This is a genomic window from Mycobacterium gordonae (assembly GCF_002101675.1).
GTDB lineage: Bacteria > Actinomycetota > Actinomycetes > Mycobacteriales > Mycobacteriaceae > Mycobacterium > Mycobacterium gordonae.
Genome location: NZ_LQOY01000039.1, coordinates 20423 through 41737 on the forward strand (window position 1 = coordinate 20423; position 21315 = coordinate 41737).

The 21315-nt window shown below is 68.2% G+C and carries 21 protein-coding genes; 17 read left to right on the plus strand and 4 right to left on the minus strand.

The window, feature by feature from the left end; genetic code table 11:
• Positions 1-75 precede the first annotated feature (75 nt).
• The 9 genes from eccCb to AWC08_RS07255 all read left to right on the plus strand — a co-directional run bounded on the left by eccCb (position 76) and on the right by AWC08_RS07255 (position 9669).
• Positions 76-3603, plus strand: coding sequence for a type VII secretion protein EccCb (eccCb, locus tag AWC08_RS07215; RefSeq protein ID WP_069435255.1), 3528 nt, complete (start codon positions 76-78; stop codon positions 3601-3603).
• The gene (locus AWC08_RS07220) at positions 3600-4781 is read left to right on the plus strand and encodes a type VII secretion-associated protein (RefSeq protein ID WP_065133280.1); all 1182 of its coding nucleotides are present in this window, start codon (positions 3600-3602) and stop codon (positions 4779-4781) included. The genes eccCb and AWC08_RS07220 overlap by 4 nt, the downstream gene beginning before the upstream one ends.
• Before the next feature lie 68 nt (positions 4782-4849).
• A complete protein-coding gene (locus AWC08_RS07225) occupies positions 4850-5176 on the plus strand; it encodes a WXG100 family type VII secretion target (RefSeq protein WP_065133255.1) in 327 nt (108 codons plus the stop codon).
• Positions 5177-5190: 14 nt separating this feature from the next.
• On the plus strand, positions 5191-5487 hold the full coding sequence (locus AWC08_RS07230; protein WP_065133256.1) for a WXG100 family type VII secretion target: 297 nt from the start codon (positions 5191-5193) through the stop codon (positions 5485-5487).
• A gap of 185 nt (positions 5488-5672) precedes the next feature.
• On the plus strand, positions 5673-6116 hold the full coding sequence (rplM, locus tag AWC08_RS07235) for a 50S ribosomal protein L13 (protein ID WP_055579855.1): 444 nt from the start codon (positions 5673-5675) through the stop codon (positions 6114-6116).
• Positions 6113-6568: a 30S ribosomal protein S9 gene (gene rpsI / locus AWC08_RS07240; protein WP_065133257.1), complete on the plus strand. Its 456-nt coding sequence runs from the start codon at positions 6113-6115 to the stop codon at positions 6566-6568. Before rplM ends, rpsI begins: the two co-directional genes overlap by 4 nt.
• Before the next feature lie 118 nt (positions 6569-6686).
• Positions 6687-8024: a phosphoglucosamine mutase gene (glmM, locus tag AWC08_RS07245; RefSeq protein WP_065133258.1), complete on the plus strand. Its 1338-nt coding sequence runs from the start codon at positions 6687-6689 to the stop codon at positions 8022-8024.
• A gap of 44 nt (positions 8025-8068) precedes the next feature.
• Positions 8069-8356 (plus strand): hypothetical protein, encoded by a 288-nt coding sequence (locus tag AWC08_RS07250; RefSeq protein WP_069435254.1) that lies wholly within the window; start codon positions 8069-8071, stop codon positions 8354-8356.
• 2 nt (positions 8357-8358) lie between these two features.
• Positions 8359-9669 (plus strand): hypothetical protein, encoded by a 1311-nt coding sequence (locus AWC08_RS07255; protein ID WP_085087565.1) that lies wholly within the window; start codon positions 8359-8361, stop codon positions 9667-9669.
• Positions 9670-9671: 2 nt separating this feature from the next.
• On the opposite strand, the gene AWC08_RS07260 is transcribed toward AWC08_RS07255, so the two are convergent.
• The 4 genes from AWC08_RS07260 to AWC08_RS35015 are packed head-to-tail and all read right to left on the minus strand — an operon-like array spanning position 9672 to position 12549.
• Entirely contained in the window at positions 9672-10712 is a 1041-nt protein-coding gene (locus AWC08_RS07260) for an LLM class F420-dependent oxidoreductase (RefSeq protein ID WP_069435066.1), read from the minus strand.
• Between the two features lie 36 nt (positions 10713-10748).
• Complete coding sequence (locus AWC08_RS07265) at positions 10749-11099, minus strand: nuclear transport factor 2 family protein (protein WP_065133261.1); 351 nt, start codon at positions 11097-11099, stop codon at positions 10749-10751.
• Between the two features lie 46 nt (positions 11100-11145).
• Positions 11146-11997 carry a dienelactone hydrolase family protein gene (locus AWC08_RS07270; protein WP_069435061.1) on the minus strand — a complete coding sequence of 284 codons (852 nt, stop codon included), beginning with the start codon at positions 11995-11997 and terminating at the stop codon, positions 11146-11148.
• 9 nt (positions 11998-12006) lie between these two features.
• Positions 12007-12549 carry a DUF2510 domain-containing protein gene (locus tag AWC08_RS35015; protein WP_244906481.1) on the minus strand — a complete coding sequence of 181 codons (543 nt, stop codon included), beginning with the start codon at positions 12547-12549 and terminating at the stop codon, positions 12007-12009.
• Between the two features lie 13 nt (positions 12550-12562).
• On the opposite strand from AWC08_RS35015, the gene glmS reads away from it, so the two are divergent.
• The 8 genes from glmS to AWC08_RS07315 form a co-directional block, all read left to right on the plus strand.
• On the plus strand, positions 12563-14440 hold the full coding sequence (gene glmS, locus AWC08_RS07280) for a glutamine--fructose-6-phosphate transaminase (isomerizing) (protein WP_065133264.1): 1878 nt from the start codon (positions 12563-12565) through the stop codon (positions 14438-14440).
• A gap of 12 nt (positions 14441-14452) precedes the next feature.
• Positions 14453-15337, plus strand: a complete 885-nt coding sequence (locus tag AWC08_RS07285) for a DUF4436 domain-containing protein (protein WP_069435062.1) — start codon at positions 14453-14455, stop codon at positions 15335-15337.
• On the plus strand, positions 15334-16167 hold the full coding sequence (locus AWC08_RS07290) for a DUF4436 domain-containing protein (RefSeq protein WP_065133266.1): 834 nt from the start codon (positions 15334-15336) through the stop codon (positions 16165-16167). The genes AWC08_RS07285 and AWC08_RS07290 overlap by 4 nt, the downstream gene beginning before the upstream one ends.
• Positions 16168-16216: 49 nt before the next feature.
• On the plus strand, positions 16217-17116 hold the full coding sequence (locus tag AWC08_RS07295) for a DUF4436 domain-containing protein (RefSeq protein WP_069435063.1): 900 nt from the start codon (positions 16217-16219) through the stop codon (positions 17114-17116).
• 53 nt (positions 17117-17169) lie between these two features.
• Entirely contained in the window at positions 17170-17883 is a 714-nt protein-coding gene (locus tag AWC08_RS07300; protein ID WP_065133268.1) for a rhomboid-like protein, read from the plus strand.
• A gap of 2 nt (positions 17884-17885) precedes the next feature.
• Positions 17886-19301 carry a bifunctional ADP-dependent NAD(P)H-hydrate dehydratase/NAD(P)H-hydrate epimerase gene (locus AWC08_RS07305; protein WP_069435064.1) on the plus strand — a complete coding sequence of 472 codons (1416 nt, stop codon included), beginning with the start codon at positions 17886-17888 and terminating at the stop codon, positions 19299-19301.
• Positions 19302-19324: 23 nt separating this feature from the next.
• Positions 19325-20707 (plus strand): glutamate decarboxylase, encoded by a 1383-nt coding sequence (gene gad, locus AWC08_RS07310; RefSeq protein ID WP_069435065.1) that lies wholly within the window; start codon positions 19325-19327, stop codon positions 20705-20707.
• A gap of 118 nt (positions 20708-20825) precedes the next feature.
• The coding region (locus tag AWC08_RS07315) for a PE family protein (protein ID WP_142283450.1) at positions 20826-21315 on the plus strand (490 nt) is incomplete at its 3' end.

A 21315-nucleotide genomic window follows, 5' to 3' on the forward strand; every position in this document is an offset into this window, starting at 1 on the left:
GTGCGCGATCGGGCCGTTTCCGGTTGTCCACAGCTGAATTGCGTTGACTGTCGGTGCTGCTAACGTCGCCGAACTGTGGTCATCGAAATCGAGGCCCCGCCGGAGGTGCCGCGATCGGTTGCGTCGGGCACGGTAATGCTGCCGGTGCTGACGGCCGTCGTGGCCATGGGCGTCACCAGTGCGGTGTTCCTCAACGGCTCGTCGGCGGCGCGAAACCCGGCGTTGCTGGCCGTTCCCGCAATGATGCTCGCCTCAGTAGCCCTGACGATCGGGCGGGGCCGCCGCCGGGGTGCGGTGATCGGCGGTGAGCGCGACGAGTATCTCGAATACCTTTGCGCGGTGCGCGAGCGGGTCGCCGAAGCCGTTGTTGCCCAAAATGTCTCGCTGAATTCGCGCCACCCGGACCCCGGCACGCTGTGGACGTTGATCGGCGGCGCGGAGATGTGGTCGGGGCAATCCGCGGTGGCAGAGCCCTGCTGGGTCAGGGTCGGTGTCGGCGGTGTCCGGCTCGAACCTCGACTGGAGGCTGCGGCGACACCACCCGCGCGGCGGTGTGATCCTGTCACCGTCGGTGCGCTGAATCGTTTCGTGCGAACACATTCGACACTGTCGGATGCGCCGGTCGCGATTGCGCTGCGCGCGACGCAGACAGTGACGATCGACGGCGAGCGCAGCCGGGTGCGCGGGTTGCTTCGCGCCGTCATCTGCCAGCTGGCGGTAGCGCACCCGCCCACCCGGCTGCTGATCGTCGGCGTCGTGACGGACCGGGCCGAGTGGGACTGGCTGAAATGGCTCCCGCACAACCAACATCCCGGCGCAACCGATCTGGCCGGACCTGTGCGGTTGGTATACCCGACGCTGACCGCGGCGCGCGATGCGCTGGCCACACTGGCGCCGCGGCGTGCGGTGATCATCCTCGAGGCAGTCGGCGGCGACAACACCGGAATCACCGGTGCGACCGTGCTCCGGGTCGGCGGTGATGCGCAGTCACTGACCATCCGAGAATCCGGACGGCGAGACGTGCCGGAAGCACCCGACCATCTCGACCGGCGTGAGGCGGTGGTGTGCGCTCGCCGGATGGCGGCCTACGCCGGCCGCCCGCCGCGCGAGGACGCCGACGAGCTGGCGGGAATCGACGACGACCCGGTCGCGTTGTGGCACAACCAAGACCGGCGGCGAAGTCTGTGTGTCCCGATCGGCACCACCCTTGACGGCAGACGAGTACAGCTCGACATCAAAGAGGCGGCCGAGCATGGCATGGGGCCGCACGGACTGTGCGTCGGGGCGACCGGATCGGGGAAGTCCGAGCTGCTGCGCACCGTCGCCCTGGGCATGATGGCGCGCAACTCTCCGGAGGTGCTGAACCTGCTGTTGATCGACTTCAAAGGTGGCGCAACATTTCTGGACCTGGCACGGGCGCCACATGTGGCAGCCGTCGTCACCAACCTCGCCGACGAGGCGCCCCTGGTCGAACGGATGCAGGAGGCGTTGACGGGCGAGATGAACCGTCGCCAACAACTGCTGCGAGCCGCAGGAAGCTTTCCCAGCCTCGCGGCCTACGACCAAGCTCGCGGTGCCGGGTCGCCGGCTCTGCCGACGCTGTTCATCATCGTCGACGAGTTCTCCGAGTTGCTCAGTCAGCAGCCCGAGTTCGCGGACACCTTCGTGACGATCGGGCGCCTCGGCCGCTCCCTGGGGATGCACCTGCTGCTGGCCAGTCAACGCCTCGACGAGGGCCGGCTGCGTGGGCTGGAAGCCCACCTGTCCTATCGGATCTGCCTGAGGACCCTGTCCGCCAGCGAGTCACGCGCAGTGCTGGGCACGGCGGATGCCTATGAGCTGCCCAGCACACCCGGGGCGGGGCTGCTGCGAATCGCCGGAAGGGAACCGATTCGCTTTCAGGCCGCCTTCGTGTCCGGTCCGTCGCAGGCCGGAGGCACACTCGGGTCGGGAGCGCCGGCCGTACGCCGGTTCACGGCCGAAATGGTCGGGCCCTTGCAGACAACGGAATCCCGGCGCGGTCCGTCGGTCCTGCAGGCGGTTCTGGACCGGGTCGCGCAGCAGGGACCAGTCGCCCATCGGGTCTGGTTACCCCCGCTGCATGCGGCACCCGCCCTCCGAGAGTTGTTAGCCGATTCGGCGCCAACGCCTTTGGCGGTTCCGATCGGCGTCGTCGACCGGCCCTACGACCAGGCCCGGGTGCCGCTGCGAGTCGACCTGTCCGGTGCGGGCGGAAACGTCGCGGTCGTCGGGGCACCCCGATCAGGCAAGTCCACAACGCTTCGCACCCTCATCACCGCCTTGGCCGCCACCCACGGTCCGGGGCAGGTGCAGTTCTACTGCCTCGACTTCGGCGGCGGTGCGTTATCCCCGATGAACGAGATGCCGCATGTCGGTGCGGTCGCCGACCGCGGCCAGCCGGAACTCGTGTGGCGGATGGTCTCCGAAGTGGAGTCTCTGGTGCGCTCGCGGGAAGTCAGCCTTCGTGATCGCCGGTCACCCGGTTCGCTGCCTGATGTGTTCCTGGTGGTCGACGGGTGGGCGGCCCTGCGCCAGGAATTCGACGCGGTCGCCGACTCGATCGTCGCTCTTGCGGCCCAGGGGCTTTCGTACGGCGTGCATGTCGTGATCGCGGCGACACGGTGGGCGGAGATGAGGCCGGCACTGAAGGATCAAATCGGCACCCGCATCGAGTTGCGGCTCGGGGACCCCGCGGACTCCGAAATCGATCGTCGGCGGGCCCGGCAGGTGCCGGCCGACCGTCCCGGTCGCGGTCTGTGCGGCGACGGCCTGCACATGATGATCGCGCTGCCGGAGGGGATTGCGTTACATCTCGCCGGCGCACCGGCGCCGCCCATAGCGCTGCTGCCTACCCACGTCGACTACGACACCACCGTCGGCGAAGACGAAACCCGGATCGTGCTGGGGCTCGAAGAACGCGAATTGGAGTTGGCCACGGTCGATTTCGGACAGCATCCGCATCTGCTGATTCTCGGCGACAACGGCTGTGGCAAGACCGCGACGCTGCGGACCCTGTGCCGCGAGATCGTCCGCACCCACACCGCGGCGCAGGCCCGACTGTTCCTCGTCGACTTCCGGCGCACTCTGCTAGGTGTCGTCACGTCCGAGCACCTGGGCGGATACGCCGTGTCGCCGCCGGCGTTGAGCGCGGTGGTCCCTGAGCTGGTCGAACTGCTGGACGCACGGATGCCCGGTGCCGAGATCAGCCAGGCCCAGTTGCAAGCCCGATCCTGGTGGACCGGGCCCGACATCTACCTCGTGGTCGACGACTACGACCTGATCGCCGCGTCGGCCGCGAACCACCTGCTGCCACTGCTCGAATATCTGCCCTATGCGGCCGATCTCGGACTGCACGTGATCGCCGCGCGACGAAGTGGCGGCGCGGCGCGGGCCCTGTTCGAGCCGTTGCTGGCCGGCCTGCGCGCCCTCGGGTGCATGGGTCTGATGATGAGCGGTCGCGCGGAGGAGGGCACCCTGCTCGGGTCGCGGCCACCCGTGCCGCTGCCACCCGGGCGCGCCACCCTGATCACCCGCCCCGGCGTCGAGGTACTGGTGCAGGTGGCGTGGAGCCCGCCCGCGTGAACGCACACCGCGCCGTCATCGCGGCAGGGCCAGGCGCCGTCAGTCGATTGTGTTGTGCCACAGGTGAAAACGATGGCAGATTGGTGGCGGCGCTGGAGGCGGTAGACGACCCGGTGGCCTTGGTCGACGAACGGCCGGTCGCCGTCGATGCGCTGTGGGGCGCCGTGGTGCGAGGGCTGTCCGGAGGGCACCGCGGGGTGCTCGTGGTGCACCCGTCGTGGTGGTCGGCGGCCCGGATTGCGGTGGTGGCTGCGGCGGTGCGGACGGTGGCGGGTGATGAGGGTGCCGCGCGGCCGCGGTCGTGGCTGCTGACGCAACAGGATTCAGCGGTCCTAGTCGAAATCGACCAACGGGTGGTGGCCGTGTCCGGACGCGATGCCGTCGCCGTGCCGCGTCTGGGCGATGAACAAGCCGTCGCCGGGGAGGTGGCCCGCGTCATCGCCACCATGACCCAGCGCCGCGTGGTTATCGACGCCCCTGGTGCGATCCCGGGAGCACCGGCGCTGGCGCGATCGATCACCGCTGCGGTCGCGACCGGGCACGAGGTCACCACCGTCGATGACGCCGAGGTGACCCGACTGGCCCGCGCGCTCGCGCCGGTTACCAGGGGGGAACCGGTCGCGACCAGGCGCGGGCACCGGAAGTCCCTTTCGCGGCTGGCGGTCGCCGGTGTCACAGTCACCGCGGCGAGTCTGGCGCTGCCCGCGGTGACCGCCGAGAAGGACACGCGTCCGGCGATCCGGGCGCAGCCCACGACCGTCCTGGTCGAGGGCAACGTCGCACTAACCATCCCGGTCGGCTGGCGAGCCCAGCGGGTCGTCGCCGGGCCGGGCTCGGCCCGGGTGCAGATCACCTCGCCGTCGGATCCCGAAGCGGCGCTGCACGTCACGCAAACACCGACGCCCGGGGAAACACTCACGGATGCCGCCGACCGCTTGCGCCGGGCGATCGACGCCGAACCGGCCGGTGTCTTCGTCGACTTCAACCCCGCCGGGGCCAGCGCCGGCCGGCCCGCGGTGACCTACCGCGAAGTCCGTGTGACTCACCACGTGCGCTGGACGGTGCTGGTCGACGGATCGCTGCGGATCAGCATCGGATGCCAGAGCCGGCCCGCGGCGGAGGACGCCGTCCGGGACGCCTGCGAGCAGGCCGTGCGGACCGCTCACGCGGTGGGATGAGACCCGAGCGAATCAATGGAACCGAACCGGGACCCCGGCGGTCGAACCAACCGAGAGACAGGAGACAGATGAACGCACACACGGGTACCAGCACCCTCTCCACCGACTTCGAGTTGATGAGGTCCGTCGCCGCCACCACCGATGAACGCAGCCAGGAGATCCGGGCGATGCTGCACGCTTTCATCGGCCGAATGAGCGCCGTGCCGCCCTCGGTGTGGGGCGGGCTTGCCGCGGTGCGCTTCAAAGACGTGGTGGATCGATGGAACGCCGAGTCGACGCGGCTGCAGCATGTGCTGCACGACATCGCCGAAACCATCCGGCACAACGAGGCCACGCTGCGGGAGGCTGTCCAGACCCATGCCGACCACATCGCCGCCACCGGCGCAAACCTCTGAGCGGGAGGCAAGCCGTGGATGCGACGCTGTCCTACAACTTCGACGCCATCGAGCACTCCGTTCGCCAGGAGATTCACACCACAGCCGCCCGCCTCAATGCGGCGCTGGACGAGCTGCGGTCCCGGATCGCGCCGCTACAGCAGCTCTGGACCCGGCAGGCGGCCGCCGCCTACCAGGCCGAACAGCTGAAATGGCACCAAGCGGCCACCGCGCTCAACGAGATCCTGGTCGAGTTGGGACATGCGGTCCGCGACGGCGCCGACGAGGTGGCGGGCGCCGATCACCGGGCGGCGGGCAGTTGGGCGCGGTAGTCGTTTTGACCTGCGGGGATGCGCGTCGGTAAGCTGCTCCGTTGGCGTGCGGTACCTCCGGGTGCCTGCGGGTGCAAAGGGGCCTCGGGTCACTGTCGGTCGCCGAGACCAGCCCCATCGCAAACGCCTGACCGGCCCCCGGTTCGCACCGGGATCCACCCGAGTGAAAGAAGAAGGTAAGCGCTGTGCCTACATACGCGCCCAAGGCGGGTGACACCACGAGGTCGTGGTACGTCATCGACGCCACGGACGTCGTGCTTGGCCGCCTTGCCGTAGCGGCGGCGACGCTGCTGCGCGGCAAGCACAAGCCCACGTTCGCGCCCAATGTCGACGGCGGTGACTTCGTCATCGTCATCAACGCCGAAAAAGTCGCCATCAGCGGCGACAAGCTGCAGAGCAAGATGGCCTACAACCACTCGGGTTATCCCGGCGGGCTGCGTCAGCGGAGCATCGGTGAGTTGCTGCAAAAGCACCCCGACCGCGTGGTGGAGAAGGCGATCGTCGGCATGCTGCCCAAGAACAAGCTGAGCCGGCAGATCCAGAAGAAGCTTCGCGTCTACGCAGGCCCGGAGCACCCCCACACCGCTCAGCAGCCGGTTCCGTTCGAGATCAAGCAGGTGGCGCAGTGACCGAGACCAGTCTGGAAACCACCGAGGTGGCAGAAGCCGCGGTCGAGGTCGAGTCGTTCGTGTTCGAGCGCCCCATCCAGACCGTCGGCCGCCGCAAGGAGGCCGTGGTGCGGGTGCGCCTGGTACCGGGCACCGGCAAGTTCGACCTCAACGGACGCAGCCTCGAGGACTACTTCCCCAACAAGGTGCACCAGCAGCTCATCAAGGCTCCGCTGGTCACCGTCGAGCGGCTGGAGAGCTACGACATTTACGCGCTGCTGCACGGCGGTGGCCCGTCCGGCCAGGCCGGCGCGCTGCGTCTGGGCATCGCCCGCGCCCTGATCGTGGCCAACCCCGAGGACCGGCCGGCGTTGAAGAAGGCCGGCTTCCTCACCCGTGACCCGCGTGCCACCGAACGCAAGAAGTACGGCCTGAAGAAGGCTCGCAAGGCGCCTCAGTACAGCAAGCGCTGATCAGCCACCACTTTTTGGCTGCGAGCGGGTGTCAGTCGGCGTGTCGCGCCGCTAGTCCGCCCGCTCGCGGCCAAAAGTGGGTATGAGCACTATCGCTATCTGTGAGAGGTTTGTCCGCATGGGTCGACTATTCGGCACCGACGGCGTCCGTGGAGTCGCCAACCGCGAGTTGACCGCCGAACTGGCGCTCGCGCTGGGCGCTGCCGCGGCGCGGCACCTGGCCAGTTCCACTGGACCGGGCCGCCGGGTGGCGGTGATCGGCCGTGATCCGCGGGCCAGCGGCGAAATGCTGGAGGCCGCGGTCATCGCGGGCCTGAGCAGCGAAGGCGTCGACGCACTGCGGGTCGGGGTGCTTCCGACGCCTGCCGTGGCCTACCTGACCGGAGCTTATGACGCCGACTTCGGTGTGATGATCTCGGCGTCACACAACCCGATGCCCGACAACGGCATCAAGATCTTCGGCCCCGGCGGACACAAGCTCGACGACGACACCGAAGATCAGATCGAGAACCTGGTCGCCGCGGGGCCCGGGCTGCGCCCGGTCGGCGCGGGGATCGGCCGGGTGCTTGACGCCGAGGACGCGGCCGAGCGTTATCTGCGCCATGTCGGCAAGGCCAGCACCAGCCGACTGGACGGGCTGACCGTCGTGGTCGACTGCGCCCACGGCGCCGCCTCGGTAGCGGCACCGAGCGCCTACCGCGCGGCCGGCGCCCGCGTCATCGCGATCAACGCCGCACCCAACGGCCTCAATATCAACGACCGCTGTGGTTCCACCCACCTGGAGGCGCTGCGGGCGGCGGTCATCGCGCACCGGGCCGACCTGGGAATAGCGCACGACGGTGACGCCGATCGCTGCCTGGCTGTCGACGCGAACGGCGAACTGGTCGACGGCGACACCATCATGGTGGTGCTGGCCCTGGCGATGAAAGAGGCCGGGGAACTGGCGTCCGACACGCTGGTCGCGACCGTGATGAGCAATCTCGGACTGCACCTGGCCATGCGCGCCGCCGGGGTGACCGTGCGCACCACCGGTGTCGGTGACCGTTACGTCCTGGAGGAGTTGCGGGCCGGCGACTACAGCCTGGGCGGCGAGCAGTCCGGCCACATCGTGATGCCGGCGCTGGGCTCCACCGGTGACGGCATTGTCACCGGGCTGCGCCTCATGACCCGGATGGTGCAGACCGGCTCGTCGCTGGCCACTTTGGCGGCGGCGATGCAAACGTTGCCGCAGGTGCTGATCAATGTCGAGGTCGCTGACAAGGCCAGCGCCGCCGTGGCGCCCTCGGTGCAGACCGCGGTGGCGCAGGCCGAGGCCGAACTAGGCGACACCGGGCGAATTCTGTTGCGCCCCTCCGGAACCGAGCCACTCATCCGGGTGATGGTGGAGGCCGCCGACTCGGACATCGCGCAGCGGCTGGCCACCACGGTGGCCGACGCCGTCGGCGCCGCCGGCTAAAAACCGGGTGGAACCCCGACGCCCAGTGTGGCGTCGAAGTGGGTATGGAATTTGATAGCGCGGACGTGTGCGGGATCGCTAACCGCATCGACGACGCAGCGGAGCTGATCAATAACGCGGTGGCAAACCACCTGTCCCGGTTGATATTTGACGGTGCCCGGGCCGGGCGGGCGTATGCCGTGAGCGGTGACAGATTGCGCGCGGAGATTGACCGCCTGGCCGCCGAAGTGTCGCAGTGGGCGCGAGCGGCGGTCGAGATCGCCGCCGCCTTGCGTGCCGGAGCCGATCGCTACGCCGAGGCCGAGTCGTACGCCGCGGCCCGGATCGCCTGATCGTGGCCGGGCGGTTGGACGTGGCGGGCCGCCTGGCTGAAGGCCTGCCCGCGGTCGAGCACATGCAGAGTTACCTGCGTGCGTGCCAGCAGATCGGCTACCGAGATCCGGAGCTGAACGGCGATCCCGCGCAGATCCGCGACTGGTATGCCAGTGAAGACGGGCTGGATCTGCGCGCCCTGGACAGCGACTGTGCGGCCTTGCGTGCGGCGGGATCGGTGATCAGCGAAGCGCTGCGATTGTTGCGCGACCAGCTCACCGTGCTGGCGACTGCCTGGACCGGACCAGGAGCCGACGCGGCGGTGGCGTTCTTGCGGCGCCATTGCGATATCGCCGATGGGGTGGTCGCCGAGGTGCGCGCGGCGGCGCAGCGTGGTGAGTCGCTGCGCGACAACCTGTGGCACCTGGTCGACGGGAAGGTCGCGACAACCATCACGATCGACGACCGCACGCTGGCGCAACGACCAACCTGGCTGGCGGCCGCCGCCGCGGTCACGACCGATGCGGCCGCCCGCGACGTGGTCGATCAACACATCAAGCCGTTCGTGGACAACGACATTCGCCATGATTTGCGCACCGCGCTGCTGTCCGCCCGGCGCGGCGTCACGGCGGCGTACGACACGGTCGTCGACCGGTTCGCCGCGGCACCGCGCGCCTACTTCGAAGTCCCCGGCGATTTCCAGCCGCTCGGGCGGCCGCCGGCGCCGGTAACGGCCCGGATTGTTCCGGCCATATCGGCGGCACCGGCCATATCGGCGGCACCGGCCGCGGCACCGGCCGCGGCGCCGGCCCAGGCGTCGGTCCCCGCAACCGTCACCGCGTCGCCGCCCGCGTCCGTACCGGCGTCGACGGCGACGCAGCCGGAGTCGGGGGCCGGGTGGGCGGCGGACCCCGGAGCCGCCGGTGGTGTCGGCAGTGGCGGCGGCCTCGGAGGCTTCGGAGGGCTGGGCGATCTTGCCAGCCGGATCGTCGCGGGCATGGGCGACCTGCTGGGATCGGCTGCCGATCCGTCCGCTGACGACCCGTTCGATACCGAAGATCACCGCGACCACCCTGACCGGCTCGAAAAAAACGAAGAGGCAAGAGAATCCGAGGCCGCGCGCCCGCACGGTGAGGGCGCCGAGGCGTCGCCGCCGGTCGGCGTCAAGGAAACGGCAGCGGGAGTACCCGCTTCTGCACTGCCGCCCGCCGCGCCGGCGGCAACGGAGCCGCCGGTTTCGGTCCCGGTCGCGGAGCCACCGCCGCAGCCGAAGCCAACGGGCTCGACGCCGTGCGAGATCGCGGCCAACGAGCTTCCGCAGGCCGGGCAGTGATGTCAGGGAACCAGCTGCAGCAGTTCCTCGACGTAGCGAACGGCCTCGCCCGCGTCTGCCGTCGCCGGTCGCACCAACAACGTGGTCACCCCCGCCTCGGCGAAGACGGCCAGTCGTTCGGCGATGAAACCGCGCGGGCCGATCAGGGAGACTCCGCGCACCAGTTCGTCGGGCAACGCGTCGATCGCCTCACGCTTGCGGCCGGCCAGATAGAGGTCCTGAATCCGGTCGGCGACCTCACCGAACCCGTATCGGGTGGCAAGGTCGTGGTAGAAGTTGCGGCCTCGGGCGCCCATTCCGCCGATGTAGAGCGCCAATTGCGGTTTGATCCAGGCGAACCGATCCTCGACGTCCTCGCCAATCGCGAGCGCCGTACCCACCATGACGTCCAGCGGGCCGAGCGCGGGATCGCGCTTGGCGGCACCGGCCGCCAGCGCCTCACCCCACACCAGGTGGGCTTTGTCCGGATAGTAGAACGCCGGCTGCCAACCCTCGGCGATCTCCGCGGTGAGTTCTACGTTTTTCGGGCCCAGCGCCGCGATCGATATCGGAATGCGTTCGCGCACTGGGTGATTGATCAGCTTGAGCGCCTTGCCCAGGCCGGTGCCGCGATCGCTGGGCAGCGGAATCTGGTAGTGCTTGCCGGCATACCGAAGCGGCTCCCTGCGCCAGACTTGCCGGCAGATCTGCACCGCTTCTCGGGTCCGGCCCAACGGGGCGTCGAACTCGATCCCGTGGAAGCCCTCGATCACCTGCGGTCCGGAGGTTCCGATCCCGAGGTGGAAGCGACCACCGGAGACGTAGTCCAGTCCCGCGGCCGTCATCGCCAGCAGCGATGGCGTCCGGGTATACAGGGGCAACACGCCCGAGGCCAGTTCGACGGTGCTCGTCCGGGCCGCCAGAAAACCGAGCTGGCTGATCGCGTCGAAGGCGTAGGCCTCGGCGACGACGGCGACGTCGATGCCGACCTTCTCGAGTTCGACGACGCGGTCGACGGCTTCGTGAAAGCCGCCCGAGTAGTCCAGCGCGATCCCGATTCGCATCAACGACACTTACCACGGCCGGTCGGGGGCCGGGCGTCAGCCCGTGGCGGTGCCGGTCCAGTACTCGGCGAACCGCTGCCCGTCAGCGTCGAGTCGCAGGATGTCGTTGCCGGTGAACCGGACCGGACCGTCGGGGCCGTCGCCGGTGCCGACCCAGCGGCCGGCGACCAGGTCACCGTCGCGCAGCGGGCCAATCTCAATGCTGAAAGCCAGGTCACTCAACATGTTTCGCGTCTGCTCGATGACTTGGGTGAGTTCGTCGGGTCCGTGCACGTCGCGCTCGGGCCAATGACCTACGAAGTCGTCGGTGACGATCTCCCCAGCGATGGGGCGGCCCGCCCACAGTTCACTGATCCACCGCCGGTACATAGTCTGCACGTCTGTCATGGACGACGATTACCCGCCCGCGCCCGCCGGGACACCCGCCCAGCGGTCACTTCAGCAGCGCGACGATCTTCTCTTCCGCCGTCACCGGTGGCGCTTCGGGGTCCACCGGGTCGGTCTTGGGCAACGTCACATCCGGGTCGGCGAAGTCGCGGTAGGTCTTGTCACCGGCCAGCGTGTAGAGCAAATAGCCGGTCAGCAGCGCGCGGACCGCCCGTTGGGTCTTGCGGTCGGAACCGGCCAGCCCCACCGCCTTCGGTAGCCGTCGGCCTTCCACCAGCCCACCGGCCTCTGCCTTGCTGACGATGCGCAGGGTGGCCTTTTCCCAGACGCGGTCCAGCGCCAGGGCATTGGAGTTCAGCGTCTTTGGGTCGCCGGGTGCGGTCAGGATTAGGCCCGGCACGTCGAGGTTTGCGGCGGGCAGTTCGGCCGGGGGAGCGGTCACCGTCGGGAAGAGCGCCGCCGCCGCCGCCAGCGGCCTGCCCGCCGCGCCGGCCATGCCGGCCGCCGCGAACACCGCGGCCGAACCGCCGAATCCATGGCCGGCCACGCCCAGCTTGGCGGGGTGAACGCTGATCTCTCCGGGGCCCAGGCGAACGCCCGAGACGATGTCCAGCGCGACACCGAGATCGAACGCCAGGTTCATCACCGACGGGACGAAACCTCGCTGGGTGTCCGGCGCCCCGGCCACGATGCCCCAGGACGCCAGGTGCTCCAGCAGGCCCGAATACTGGGCGGAGCCGGTCAGCCAGTCGTGGCCGAACGCGATGGCGGGCAGATTGAGCCCCGCTTCGGGGGTGTAGACCACGCCGGGCAGGCCGGCAAAGGCCAGGTCACCGCGCAGGACCCGATGTGGACCACGACGGTTGAGGGCGGCGACGAGCTTGCGGATGCGGGCCACCCGTCGACGTTAGCGGGGCGCCGGTGGATGGGTAAAGTGGGTCCACGCCGCGCCGTCCCAATAGCGTTGGCCGGGTTGCCCGGACGGGTCGGGGTACCACCCTGGCGGAATGGCCGCCGGTGGCCGCTGGCCCATGAATTGTTGCTGTTGCTGTTGCTGTTGCTGTTGCGCCATGGCCTGAGGATTGCCGGCCAGTTCCCGAATGCGCTTGATGGCACTCATGTTGGAGAACAGCGCAATCCAGTTGAGCACCACCGCCGACGCCAGACTCCACCATCCCGCCAGCAGGCAGTGGGTTTGTGCGTCTTTGTACGCCTGTTCGCACTGCTGCAGGGTCCCGGTGTAGCGAACGGTTTGCTGTTGCCAGAAGATCAGTGCGCCGGTGTGCTTGAGCAGGCTGATCTGGAACAAGGGCGCCGAGTTCGGGTACCCCTGAGCTGCTTGCTGCTGATAGGGAGCAGGCGGCTGGTACGGCTGTGACAAAGCAGACCTTTCGTGCACGTAGAGAGATAAACGATATCGCCGGTCCCGGTGATAATTCAGCACCTGCACTACCCTGGTCAGAATGTGCGGAATCGTCGGCTACGTCGGGCAGCGTCCTGCCTGCGATGTCGTGATGAACGCCCTGCGCCGGATGGAGTACCGCGGCTATGACTCCTCCGGCATCGCGCTGGCGGACGGCAAGGGCAAGCTCACGGTGCGTCGCCGCGCCGGCCAGCTGGCCAATCTGGAGGCGGCGCTCGCCGAGATGACTTCGGACGAACTGTCCGGCACCACTGGCCTGGGCCACACCCGCTGGGCCACCCACGGACGCCCCACCGACCGCAACGCGCACCCGCACCGCGACACGGCCGGCAAGATCGCCGTCGTCCACAACGGCATCATCGAGAACTTCGCCTCGCTCCGGCAGGAGCTGGAGGGCGCCGGCGTGGAGTTCGCCAGCGACACCGACACCGAGGTCACGGTGCACATGGTCGCCCGGGCCTACCAAGACGGCGAGACGGCAGGCGACTTCGTCGGATCCGTGCTGTCGGTGCTGCGCCGGCTGGAAGGCCATTTCACGCTGGTCTTCGCCAACGCCGACGAGCCGGGCACCATCGTCGCCGCCCGACGCTCGACGCCACTGGTCATCGGCATCGGCGAAGGTGAGATGTTCGTCGGCTCCGATGTGGCGGCCTTCATCGAACACACCCGCCAGGCCGTCGAACTCGGCCAGGACCAGGCGGTGGTGATCACCGCCGACGGCTACCGGATCACCGACTTCCACGGCAACGACGACTTGCAAGCCGGGCGGGAATACCGCGAATTTCATATCGACTGGGACCTGGCCGCCGCCGAAAAAGGCGGCTACGAGTACTTCATGCTCAAGGAGATCGCCGAGCAGCCCGCCGCGGTGTCCGAGACGCTGCTGGGCCATTTCGTGGGAAACCGGATCGTACTCGACGAGCAGCGGCTGTCCGACCAGGAATTGCGCGAAGTCGACAAGGTGTTCGTCGTGGCCTGCGGTACCGCCTATCACTCGGGGCTGCTGGCCAAGTACGCGATCGAGCACTGGACGAGGTTGCCGGTCGAGGTCGAGCTGGCCAGTGAATTCCGGTACCGGGACCCGGTGCTGGACCGCAGCACCCTCGTCGTGGCCATCTCCCAGTCCGGCGAGACCGCTGACACACTCGAGGCCGTCCGGCACGCCAAGGAGCAGAAGGCCAAGGTGCTGGCGATCTGCAACACCAACGGCTCGCAGATCCCGCGCGAATGCGACGCGGTGCTCTATACGCGCGCCGGCCCGGAGATCGGGGTGGCCTCCACCAAGACTTTCCTGGCGCAGATCACCGCCAACTATCTGGTGGGTCTGGCGCTCGCGCAGGCTCGCGGCACCAAGTACCCCGACGAGGTGGAACGCGAATTCCGCGAACTGGAGGCGATGCCGGACCTGGTTGCCCAGGTGATCGCGGCGACCGGGCCGGTGGCCGAGCTGGCCTTCCGGTTCGCCCAGTCCTCGACCGTGTTGTTCCTGGGCCGCCACGTGGGCTACCCCGTCGCGCTGGAAGGGGCGCTGAAACTCAAGGAACTGGCCTACATGCACGCCGAGGGCTTCGCGGCCGGCGAACTCAAACACGGCCCGATCGCGCTGATCGAGGACGACCTGCCGGTGATCGTCGTCATGCCCTCACCGAAAGGGTCGGCGACGCTGCACGCCAAGCTGCTGTCCAACATCCGGGAAATCCAGACCCGTGGCGCGGTCACCATCGTGATCGCCGAGGAGGGCGACGAAACGGTCCGCCCCTACGCCGACCATCTGATCGAAATACCCTCGGTGTCAACGCTTTTGCAGCCGCTGCTGTCGACCATCCCGCTGCAGGTGTTCGCGGCGTCGGTGGCCCAGGCACGTGGCTATGACGTCGACAAGCCGCGTAATCTAGCGAAGTCAGTGACGGTCGAATAGTCTTCAGATGCCATGAGGTGGGGGATCGTCAGTCTTGCGGTTTTCGTCGTGGCGTACATCAGTCTGGTCGCGCTGTATGCGCTGACCGGAATGGGTCCGGCCCATTCTCTGACCGAAGCCCAGCCGACGGCCGACGGGACGACGGTGACGCTGGACGTCACCGGGATTCAGCCCTATCGCAACGCGCTCGTCGGTGACCTCACGGTGTCGCCCGGCCCCGCGCTGCTGGATCCGCTGACCGGCAACCTCAAAGAAGATCTCACCGTCGCTGCCACCTCGGCGACCACCCCGACCAGCCGAACCTGGCCGAAGGGGACGCAGCCCGGCGTCGTCCCGGTTTCGCTCAACATCAGCGGTGACGTGTCGGATTGGCCCTTCGACAGCTACATCTCCAAACCGGTATCGATCAACCTGTTCCACGGCACCCCGCAGACACCGGAACGGGTTGCGGTGACATTCGTCGATCGCCTTCCGGGTTGGAAGGTCGAAGTGCACGGCGGCGCGTCCGGTGATGCCAAGGGCCCGTACCGGGCGGAGGTGCAGCGGTCGCCGAGCACGGTGGCGCTCGCCGTCGTTTTGCTCGCGGTTCTGCTCGCCATCGCCGGCTTCGGCCTCTTCGTCGCCGTCCAGACGCTGCGCGATCGACGGAAATTTCAGCCGCCGATGACCACGTGGTTTGCCGCCATGCTCTTCGCGGTGATACCCCTGCGCAATGCGCTTCCGGACGCGCCGCCGTTCGGCGCGTGGGTCGATGTGACCGTGGTGCTCTGGGTCATCGTGGCTCTGGTGGCGTCGATGGGGATCTACGTGTCCTGCTGGTGGCGGCACCTGGCGCCGGAGAAACCGGCCGAGCCGGCGAAAGCGGAGCAGCCGCCGGCCGCAGTGCCTGACCCATGAAACTCGCGATCAGCGGCGTGCTGCTGTTCATCGCGGCCTACATCGGATCGATCGTGTTGTATGTCGACAGCGGTATGGGCCATCCTCGTCGAATCGCCGACGGTTCGGCCCTGCCCGACGGAACCAAGGTGACCTTCGACATCGAGGACATCCAGTCCGACAACAGTGTGCTGCGGGCCAACATCACCGTGCTGCCCGGTCCGGCACTGCTGGACCCCCAGACGCACACGCTGAAAGACGACCTCAGTGTCGTGGCCACATCGGTGGTGTCGACCAGCAAGCGGACCTGGCCGAAGGGCACGCTGCCCGACATCGTCCCTGTCTCGGTGAGCCTCACCGGTGACGTCGCCGATTGGCCGTTCGACAGCTACCAATCCGGACCCCTTGCCATGCAGCTCTTCTCCGGCGCTGACCAGCTGCCGGTGCCCGCGACGGCGACGTTGGTCGATCGGTTGCTCGGTTGGAAGATCGAGGTCAATCGGCTGGGAGCCGGCAACGAACGTGCGCCCTACCGCCTTGATCTGTACCGGTCACCCAGTACGGCGGCCTTCGCTCTGGTGATCCTCGGTGTCCTCGTCGCCCTGGCCGTGCTGGCGCTGTTCGTCGCGGTGCAGACGTTTCGGGACCGCAGGAAATTCCAGCCACCGATGACCACCTGGTATGCGGCGATGCTTTTCGCGGTGATGCCGCTGCGGGGCGCGCTCCCCGACGCGCCGCCGGTCGGCGCGTGGATCGACGTCACGGTGGTTCTGTGGGTCATCGTGGTGTTGGTCATTTCGCTGACGCTTTACGTTGCCTGCTGGTGGCGGCACCTGAAACCTGAGAAGTGAGGCCCAGCGCGGCCTTGCGGCTTGTCGGATGCGGCTATAGGCAATAAATATGAAGCTCGGGATCGCCGGTGTGGTGTTGTTCATCGCGGCATATGTCGCTTCAAACTTCTTCTATGCCGCCGCCGGTCACGGCCCGCACGACCTGACGCAGGGGCACCCGATGCCGGATGGAACCACCGTCACCATGGACTTGCAGGAGGTGCAGCAGAGCAACACCATCCTGCTGGCCAACCTGACCATCGTGCCCGGCCCCGCACTGCTGGACCCGCGCACCCACGACCTGACCCAGGACCTCAGCGTCGTCGTCACGTCCGCGGCATCGCCGACCAAGCGCTCGTGGTCGAAGGGGATGGTGCCTGGCAGTTTCCCTGTGCCACTGAGCATTTCGGGTGCCGTCACCGACTGGCCGTTCGATCACTACTTCAGCGGGCCGATCACCGTCGAAATCTTCAGAGGTGACAACCCGATGCCCGAGCGGGCGGCGGTGACGTTCGCCGACCGCCTTGCCGGTTGGCGCATCGACATTTCGACGACCGACAATTCCAGTGCCGTCGCCCCGTGTCGAGTGGAGTTGGAGCGCTCGCCGAGCACCAAGACATTCGCGGTGGTCATCCTCGCGGTCCTGGTGGCGCTCGCCGGCATGGGACTTGTCGTTGCGGTCCAGACGGCTCGGGACAAACGCAGATTCCAGCCGCCGATGACGACGTGGTACGCGGCGATGCTTTTCGCGGTGGTGCCACTGCGCAATGCGCTGCCCAACGCACCACCGTTCGGAGCCGCAGTCGACGTCAGGGTGGTGCTCTGGGTCATCGTGGTTTTGGTGCTGTCGATGCTGATCTACATCACCTGCTGGTGGCGGCACCTGGCGCCGGAGCAGCCGGAGCAGCCGGAGCAGCCGGAGCAGCCGGAGGAACCCGCGAAATCCGCTGAGCCAAAGGCAACTAGCTGATCGTAAGCCGCCCACGCTGTAGGCTGCGACACCGGGCGTGAAAGGGTTACACGGTGGCGAGGGTATCGGTATCGGTACGAGCTCGGGCGCTGGTGCGCATCGTGTGGCACTACGTCACCAGCGCCCCGCTGACCTACGCCTGGTTGCTCGCGTTGGCCATCACCACGATCGTGCAGAACGTGCTCACGGGTCATCAGCTGCATTCGGTACTGCTGCACCGCTATACCAATCTGCATGCGCTGGCTACCGATCCGCTGGGCGTGCTGTTCTCCAGCCTGTGGTGGATCGACGGCCGAAGCCTGGAACCCTACCTGTTGCTGTTCACCATCTTTCTGGCGCCGGCTGAGCGATGGCTCGGTCAATTGCGTTGGTTGACAGTAGGATTGACGTCGCACATCCTCGCCACCTACATCAGCGAAGGTCTGCTCTACATGGCGATCCAGATGCACGACGCCTCGGCGAGGTCCGTGCGCGCCCACGACATCGGGGTCAGCTACTTCCTGGTCGGCGTCATGGGCATCCTCACCTACCGCATCGCCCGGCCCTGGCGCTGGGGCTACCTCGGCGTGCTACTGCTCATCTTCGGGTTTCCGGTGCTGTTGATGGACCGCATCGAGCTGAGCTTCACCGCCATCGGTCATTTCGCGGCGCTGCTGATCGGTCTGGCGTTCTTCCCGATGGCCCGCGAGTGCAAGACCGGGTCCTGGAATCCGGCCGAGCGGTTCAAAGCCGTCTTCGGACGCAAGACACAGGAGGCGCCGGGCTGACGATGCGGCACTACTACTCCGCGGAGACGATTCGCGACGCCGAAGCGCCGCTGCTGGCCAGCCTGCCCGACGGCGCCTTGATGAAACGCGCGGCCTTCGGGCTGGCCACCGCGATCCTGCGTGAACTGACCGCCCGCACCGGCGGAGTCAGCGGGCGGAGGGTGTGCGCGGTCGTGGGGTCCGGTGACAACGGCGGGGACGCACTGTGGGCGGCGACCTTTGCGCGCCGGCGCGGCGCGGCCGCCGACGCGGTGCTGCTCAATCCCGACAAGGCTCACCGCAAAGGGCTTGCCGCATTCCGCAAGGCGGGTGGTCGCGTCGTCGAAACCATTGATCCGACAACGGATCTCGTGATCGACGGGGTGGTGGGCATCTCCGGTTCTGGACCGCTGCGGCCGGCCGCGGCAGAAGTGTTCGAACGAGCCGGCGGCATCCCGGTGGTCGCCGTCGACATCCCCAGCGGAATCGACGTGGCCACCGGAGCCGTCGCCGGGCCCGCGGTGCGCGCCGCCCTGACCGTCACCTTCGGAGGGCTCAAACCCGTACACGCGCTGGCCGATTGCGGCCGCGTCGAACTCGTCGACATCGGGCTCGACCTGCCCGACACCGACCTGCTCAGTTTTCAGGCCGCCGATGTGCTGGCGCGCTGGCCGGTGCCCGGCGCCCGCGACGACAAGTACACCCAGGGGGTCACCGGCGTGCTGGCCGGCTCGTCGACCTATCCCGGCGCCGCGGTGCTTACTACGGGCGCGGCGGTGGCGACCCACTCGGGCATGGTCCGCTACGCCGGCAGCGCCCACCGCGAAGTGCTCGCCCAGTGGCCGGAAGTGATCGCCTCACCTACCCCGGCGGCGGCCGGACGGGTGCAGGCCTGGGTGGTCGGGCCGGGACTGGGGACCGACGAGGACGGCGCCGCCGCGCTGTGGTTCGCCCTGGACACCGACCTGCCGGTGCTGGTCGACGCCGACGGGCTGACCATGCTGGCCGCCCACCCGGATCTGGTCGCCGGCCGCACCGCGCCGACCGTGCTGACACCGCACGCGGGCGAGTTCGCCAGGCTGGCCGGATCGCCGCCGGGGGATGACCGGGTGGGCGCGACGCGCCGGCTGGCCGACGCGCTGGGGGCGACCGTGCTACTCAAGGGCAACGTCACCGTCATAGCCGATCCCGGTGGCCCGGTCTATCTGAACCGGGCCGGGCAGTCCTGGGCGGCCACCGCCGGGTCCGGCGACGTGCTGTCCGGGATGATCGGCGCCCTGCTCGCCTCGGGCCTGCCTGCCGCCGAGGCCGCCGCCGCCGCGGCATTCGTCCACGCCCGGGCGGCGGCGTTGTCGGCCGCCGACCCCGGACCCGGCGAGGCGCCTACCTCGTCGTCCCGGATTCTGCACCACATCAGGGCGGCAGTTGCCGCTCTCTAGCACCCAGCAACGAAAGGATCGCCGTGTCCAAGAGCCACCCGTCCATCGCCACCCACTCGATCACTCCGGCATACACCGGCCGCCTGTTCACCGCGCCGGTGCCCGCGTTGCGGATGCCCGACGAGTCGATGGACCCCGAAGCTGCCTATCGCTTCATCCACGACGAGCTGATGCTCGACGGCAGCTCGCGGCTGAACCTGGCCACGTTCGTCACCACCTGGATGGACCCCGAGGCCGGCAGGCTGATGGCGGAGACGTTCGACAAGAACATGATCGACAAGGACGAATATCCTGCCACCGCGGCCATCGAGCAGCGCTGCGTGTGCATGGTGGCCGACCTGTTCCACGCCGAAGGCTTGCGCGACGACGACCCGAGCAGCGCAACCGGGGTGTCAACCATCGGCTCGAGCGAGGCGGTGATGCTGGGCGGTCTGGCGATGAAGTGGCGCTGGCGCGCCAAGAGCCGGAACTGGAAGAGCCGCACCCCCAATCTGGTGATGGGCTCCAACGTTCAGGTGGTGTGGGAGAAGTTCTGCCGCTACTTCGACGTCGAACCGCGCTACCTGCCGATGGAGGAGGGCCGGTACGTCATCACGCCCGAGCAGGTGCTCGACGCCGTCGACGAAGACACGATCGGCGTGGTGGCGATCCTGGGCACCACCTACACCGGGGAACTCGAACCGGTGGCGGAGATCTGCAAGGCGCTCGACGAGCTGGCCGCCAACGGCGGCGTGGACGTTCCCGTGCATGTGGACGCCGCCAGCGGCGGCTTTGTGGTGCCGTTCCTGCACCCGGACCTGGTGTGGGATTTCCGGCTGCCGCGGGTGGTGTCGATCAACGTCAGCGGCCACAAGTACGGACTGACCTATCCCGGCATCGGGTTCGTGGTGTGGCGCAGCCCCGAACACCTGCCCGAGGACCTGGTGTTTCGGGTCAACTACCTCGGTGGTGACATGCCGACCTTCACGCTGAACTTCTCCCGGCCGGGCAATCAGGTGGTGGGCCAGTACTACAACTTCTTGCGGTTGGGGCGCGAGGGCTACACCCAGGTCATGCAGTCGCTGTCCTCGACCGCGCGCTGGCTCGGTGAGCAGCTGCGCACCGGCGAGCATATGGAGATCATCTCCGACGGTTCGGCGATTCCGGTGGTCAGCTTCAGGCTCGCCAAAGACCGCGGCTACACCGAATTCGACGTCTCGCACGAGCTGCGGGGCTACGGGTGGCAGGTGCCGGCCTACACCATGCCAGACAACGCCACCGACGTGTCGGTACTGCGGATCGTGGTCCGCGAAGGGCTCTCCGCCGACCTGGCCCGGGCGCTGCACGACGACGCCATCAAGGCGCTGACGTCGCTGGACAAGCTCAAGCCGGGCGGACATTACGAGGCGGAGCACTTCGCGCACTAGCTTGAACCGGTCCAGAGATGCGGAGTTTCAGCTAAACCGCTGAGCTGGGCGATCGCCAGGACAATACTCACAAGAATCTCGTTCGAGACGATCTTTGCAACCTGTCGGGAGGTTAGCGATGTCGTATTTGGTGGCAGCAACCGATTCGTTGGCTGCCACCGCCGGCGATGTGGCGGGCATCGGCAATTCGCTGACCGCCGCACATGCCGCGGCGGTGGGCTCTACCACAGCGGTACTGGCCGCGGCCGAGGATGAAATATCGGCGGCGGTCGCCGCCCTGTTCTCCGGTCACGGCCGGCAGTTCCAACTGCTTGCGGCGCAGGCGGAAACGTTTCACTCCGAGTTCGCCCAGGCCCTGGCCGGCGCGGGCGGCGCGTACGCGGCCGCCGAGGCGGCCGCCGCCAACCCGCTGCAGGCCCTCGTCGACGGCATCTTGGGGGTCGTCAACGCGCCCACCAACCTGCTGCTGGGCCGACCACTGATCGGTGACGGCACCAACGGCGCTCCGGGGAGCGGCCAAAACGGTGGCGCGGGCGGACTGTTGTGGGGCAACGGCGGCGCCGGCGGATCGGGCGCGCCGGGGTTGTCCGGGGGCGCCGCCGGTAGCA

Coding starts and splice junctions, on each gene's coding strand:
- AWC08_RS07225 (WP_065133255.1), top strand. CDS start 4,850: ATGAACGCACACACGGGTACCAGCACCCTCTCCACCGACTTCGAGTTG.
- glmM (WP_065133258.1), top strand. CDS start 6,687: ATGGGTCGACTATTCGGCACCGACGGCGTCCGTGGAGTCGCCAACCGC.
- AWC08_RS07250 (WP_069435254.1), top strand. CDS start 8,069: ATGGAATTTGATAGCGCGGACGTGTGCGGGATCGCTAACCGCATCGAC.
- AWC08_RS07260 (WP_069435066.1), bottom strand. CDS start 10,712: ATGCGAATCGGGATCGCGCTGGACTACTCGGGCGGCTTTCACGAAGCC.
- AWC08_RS07265 (WP_065133261.1), bottom strand. CDS start 11,099: ATGACAGACGTGCAGACTATGTACCGGCGGTGGATCAGTGAACTGTGG.
- glmS (WP_065133264.1), top strand. CDS start 12,563: ATGTGCGGAATCGTCGGCTACGTCGGGCAGCGTCCTGCCTGCGATGTC.
- AWC08_RS07285 (WP_069435062.1), top strand. CDS start 14,453: ATGAGGTGGGGGATCGTCAGTCTTGCGGTTTTCGTCGTGGCGTACATC.
- AWC08_RS07290 (WP_065133266.1), top strand. CDS start 15,334: ATGAAACTCGCGATCAGCGGCGTGCTGCTGTTCATCGCGGCCTACATC.
- AWC08_RS07295 (WP_069435063.1), top strand. CDS start 16,217: ATGAAGCTCGGGATCGCCGGTGTGGTGTTGTTCATCGCGGCATATGTC.
- AWC08_RS07305 (WP_069435064.1), top strand. CDS start 17,886: ATGCGGCACTACTACTCCGCGGAGACGATTCGCGACGCCGAAGCGCCG.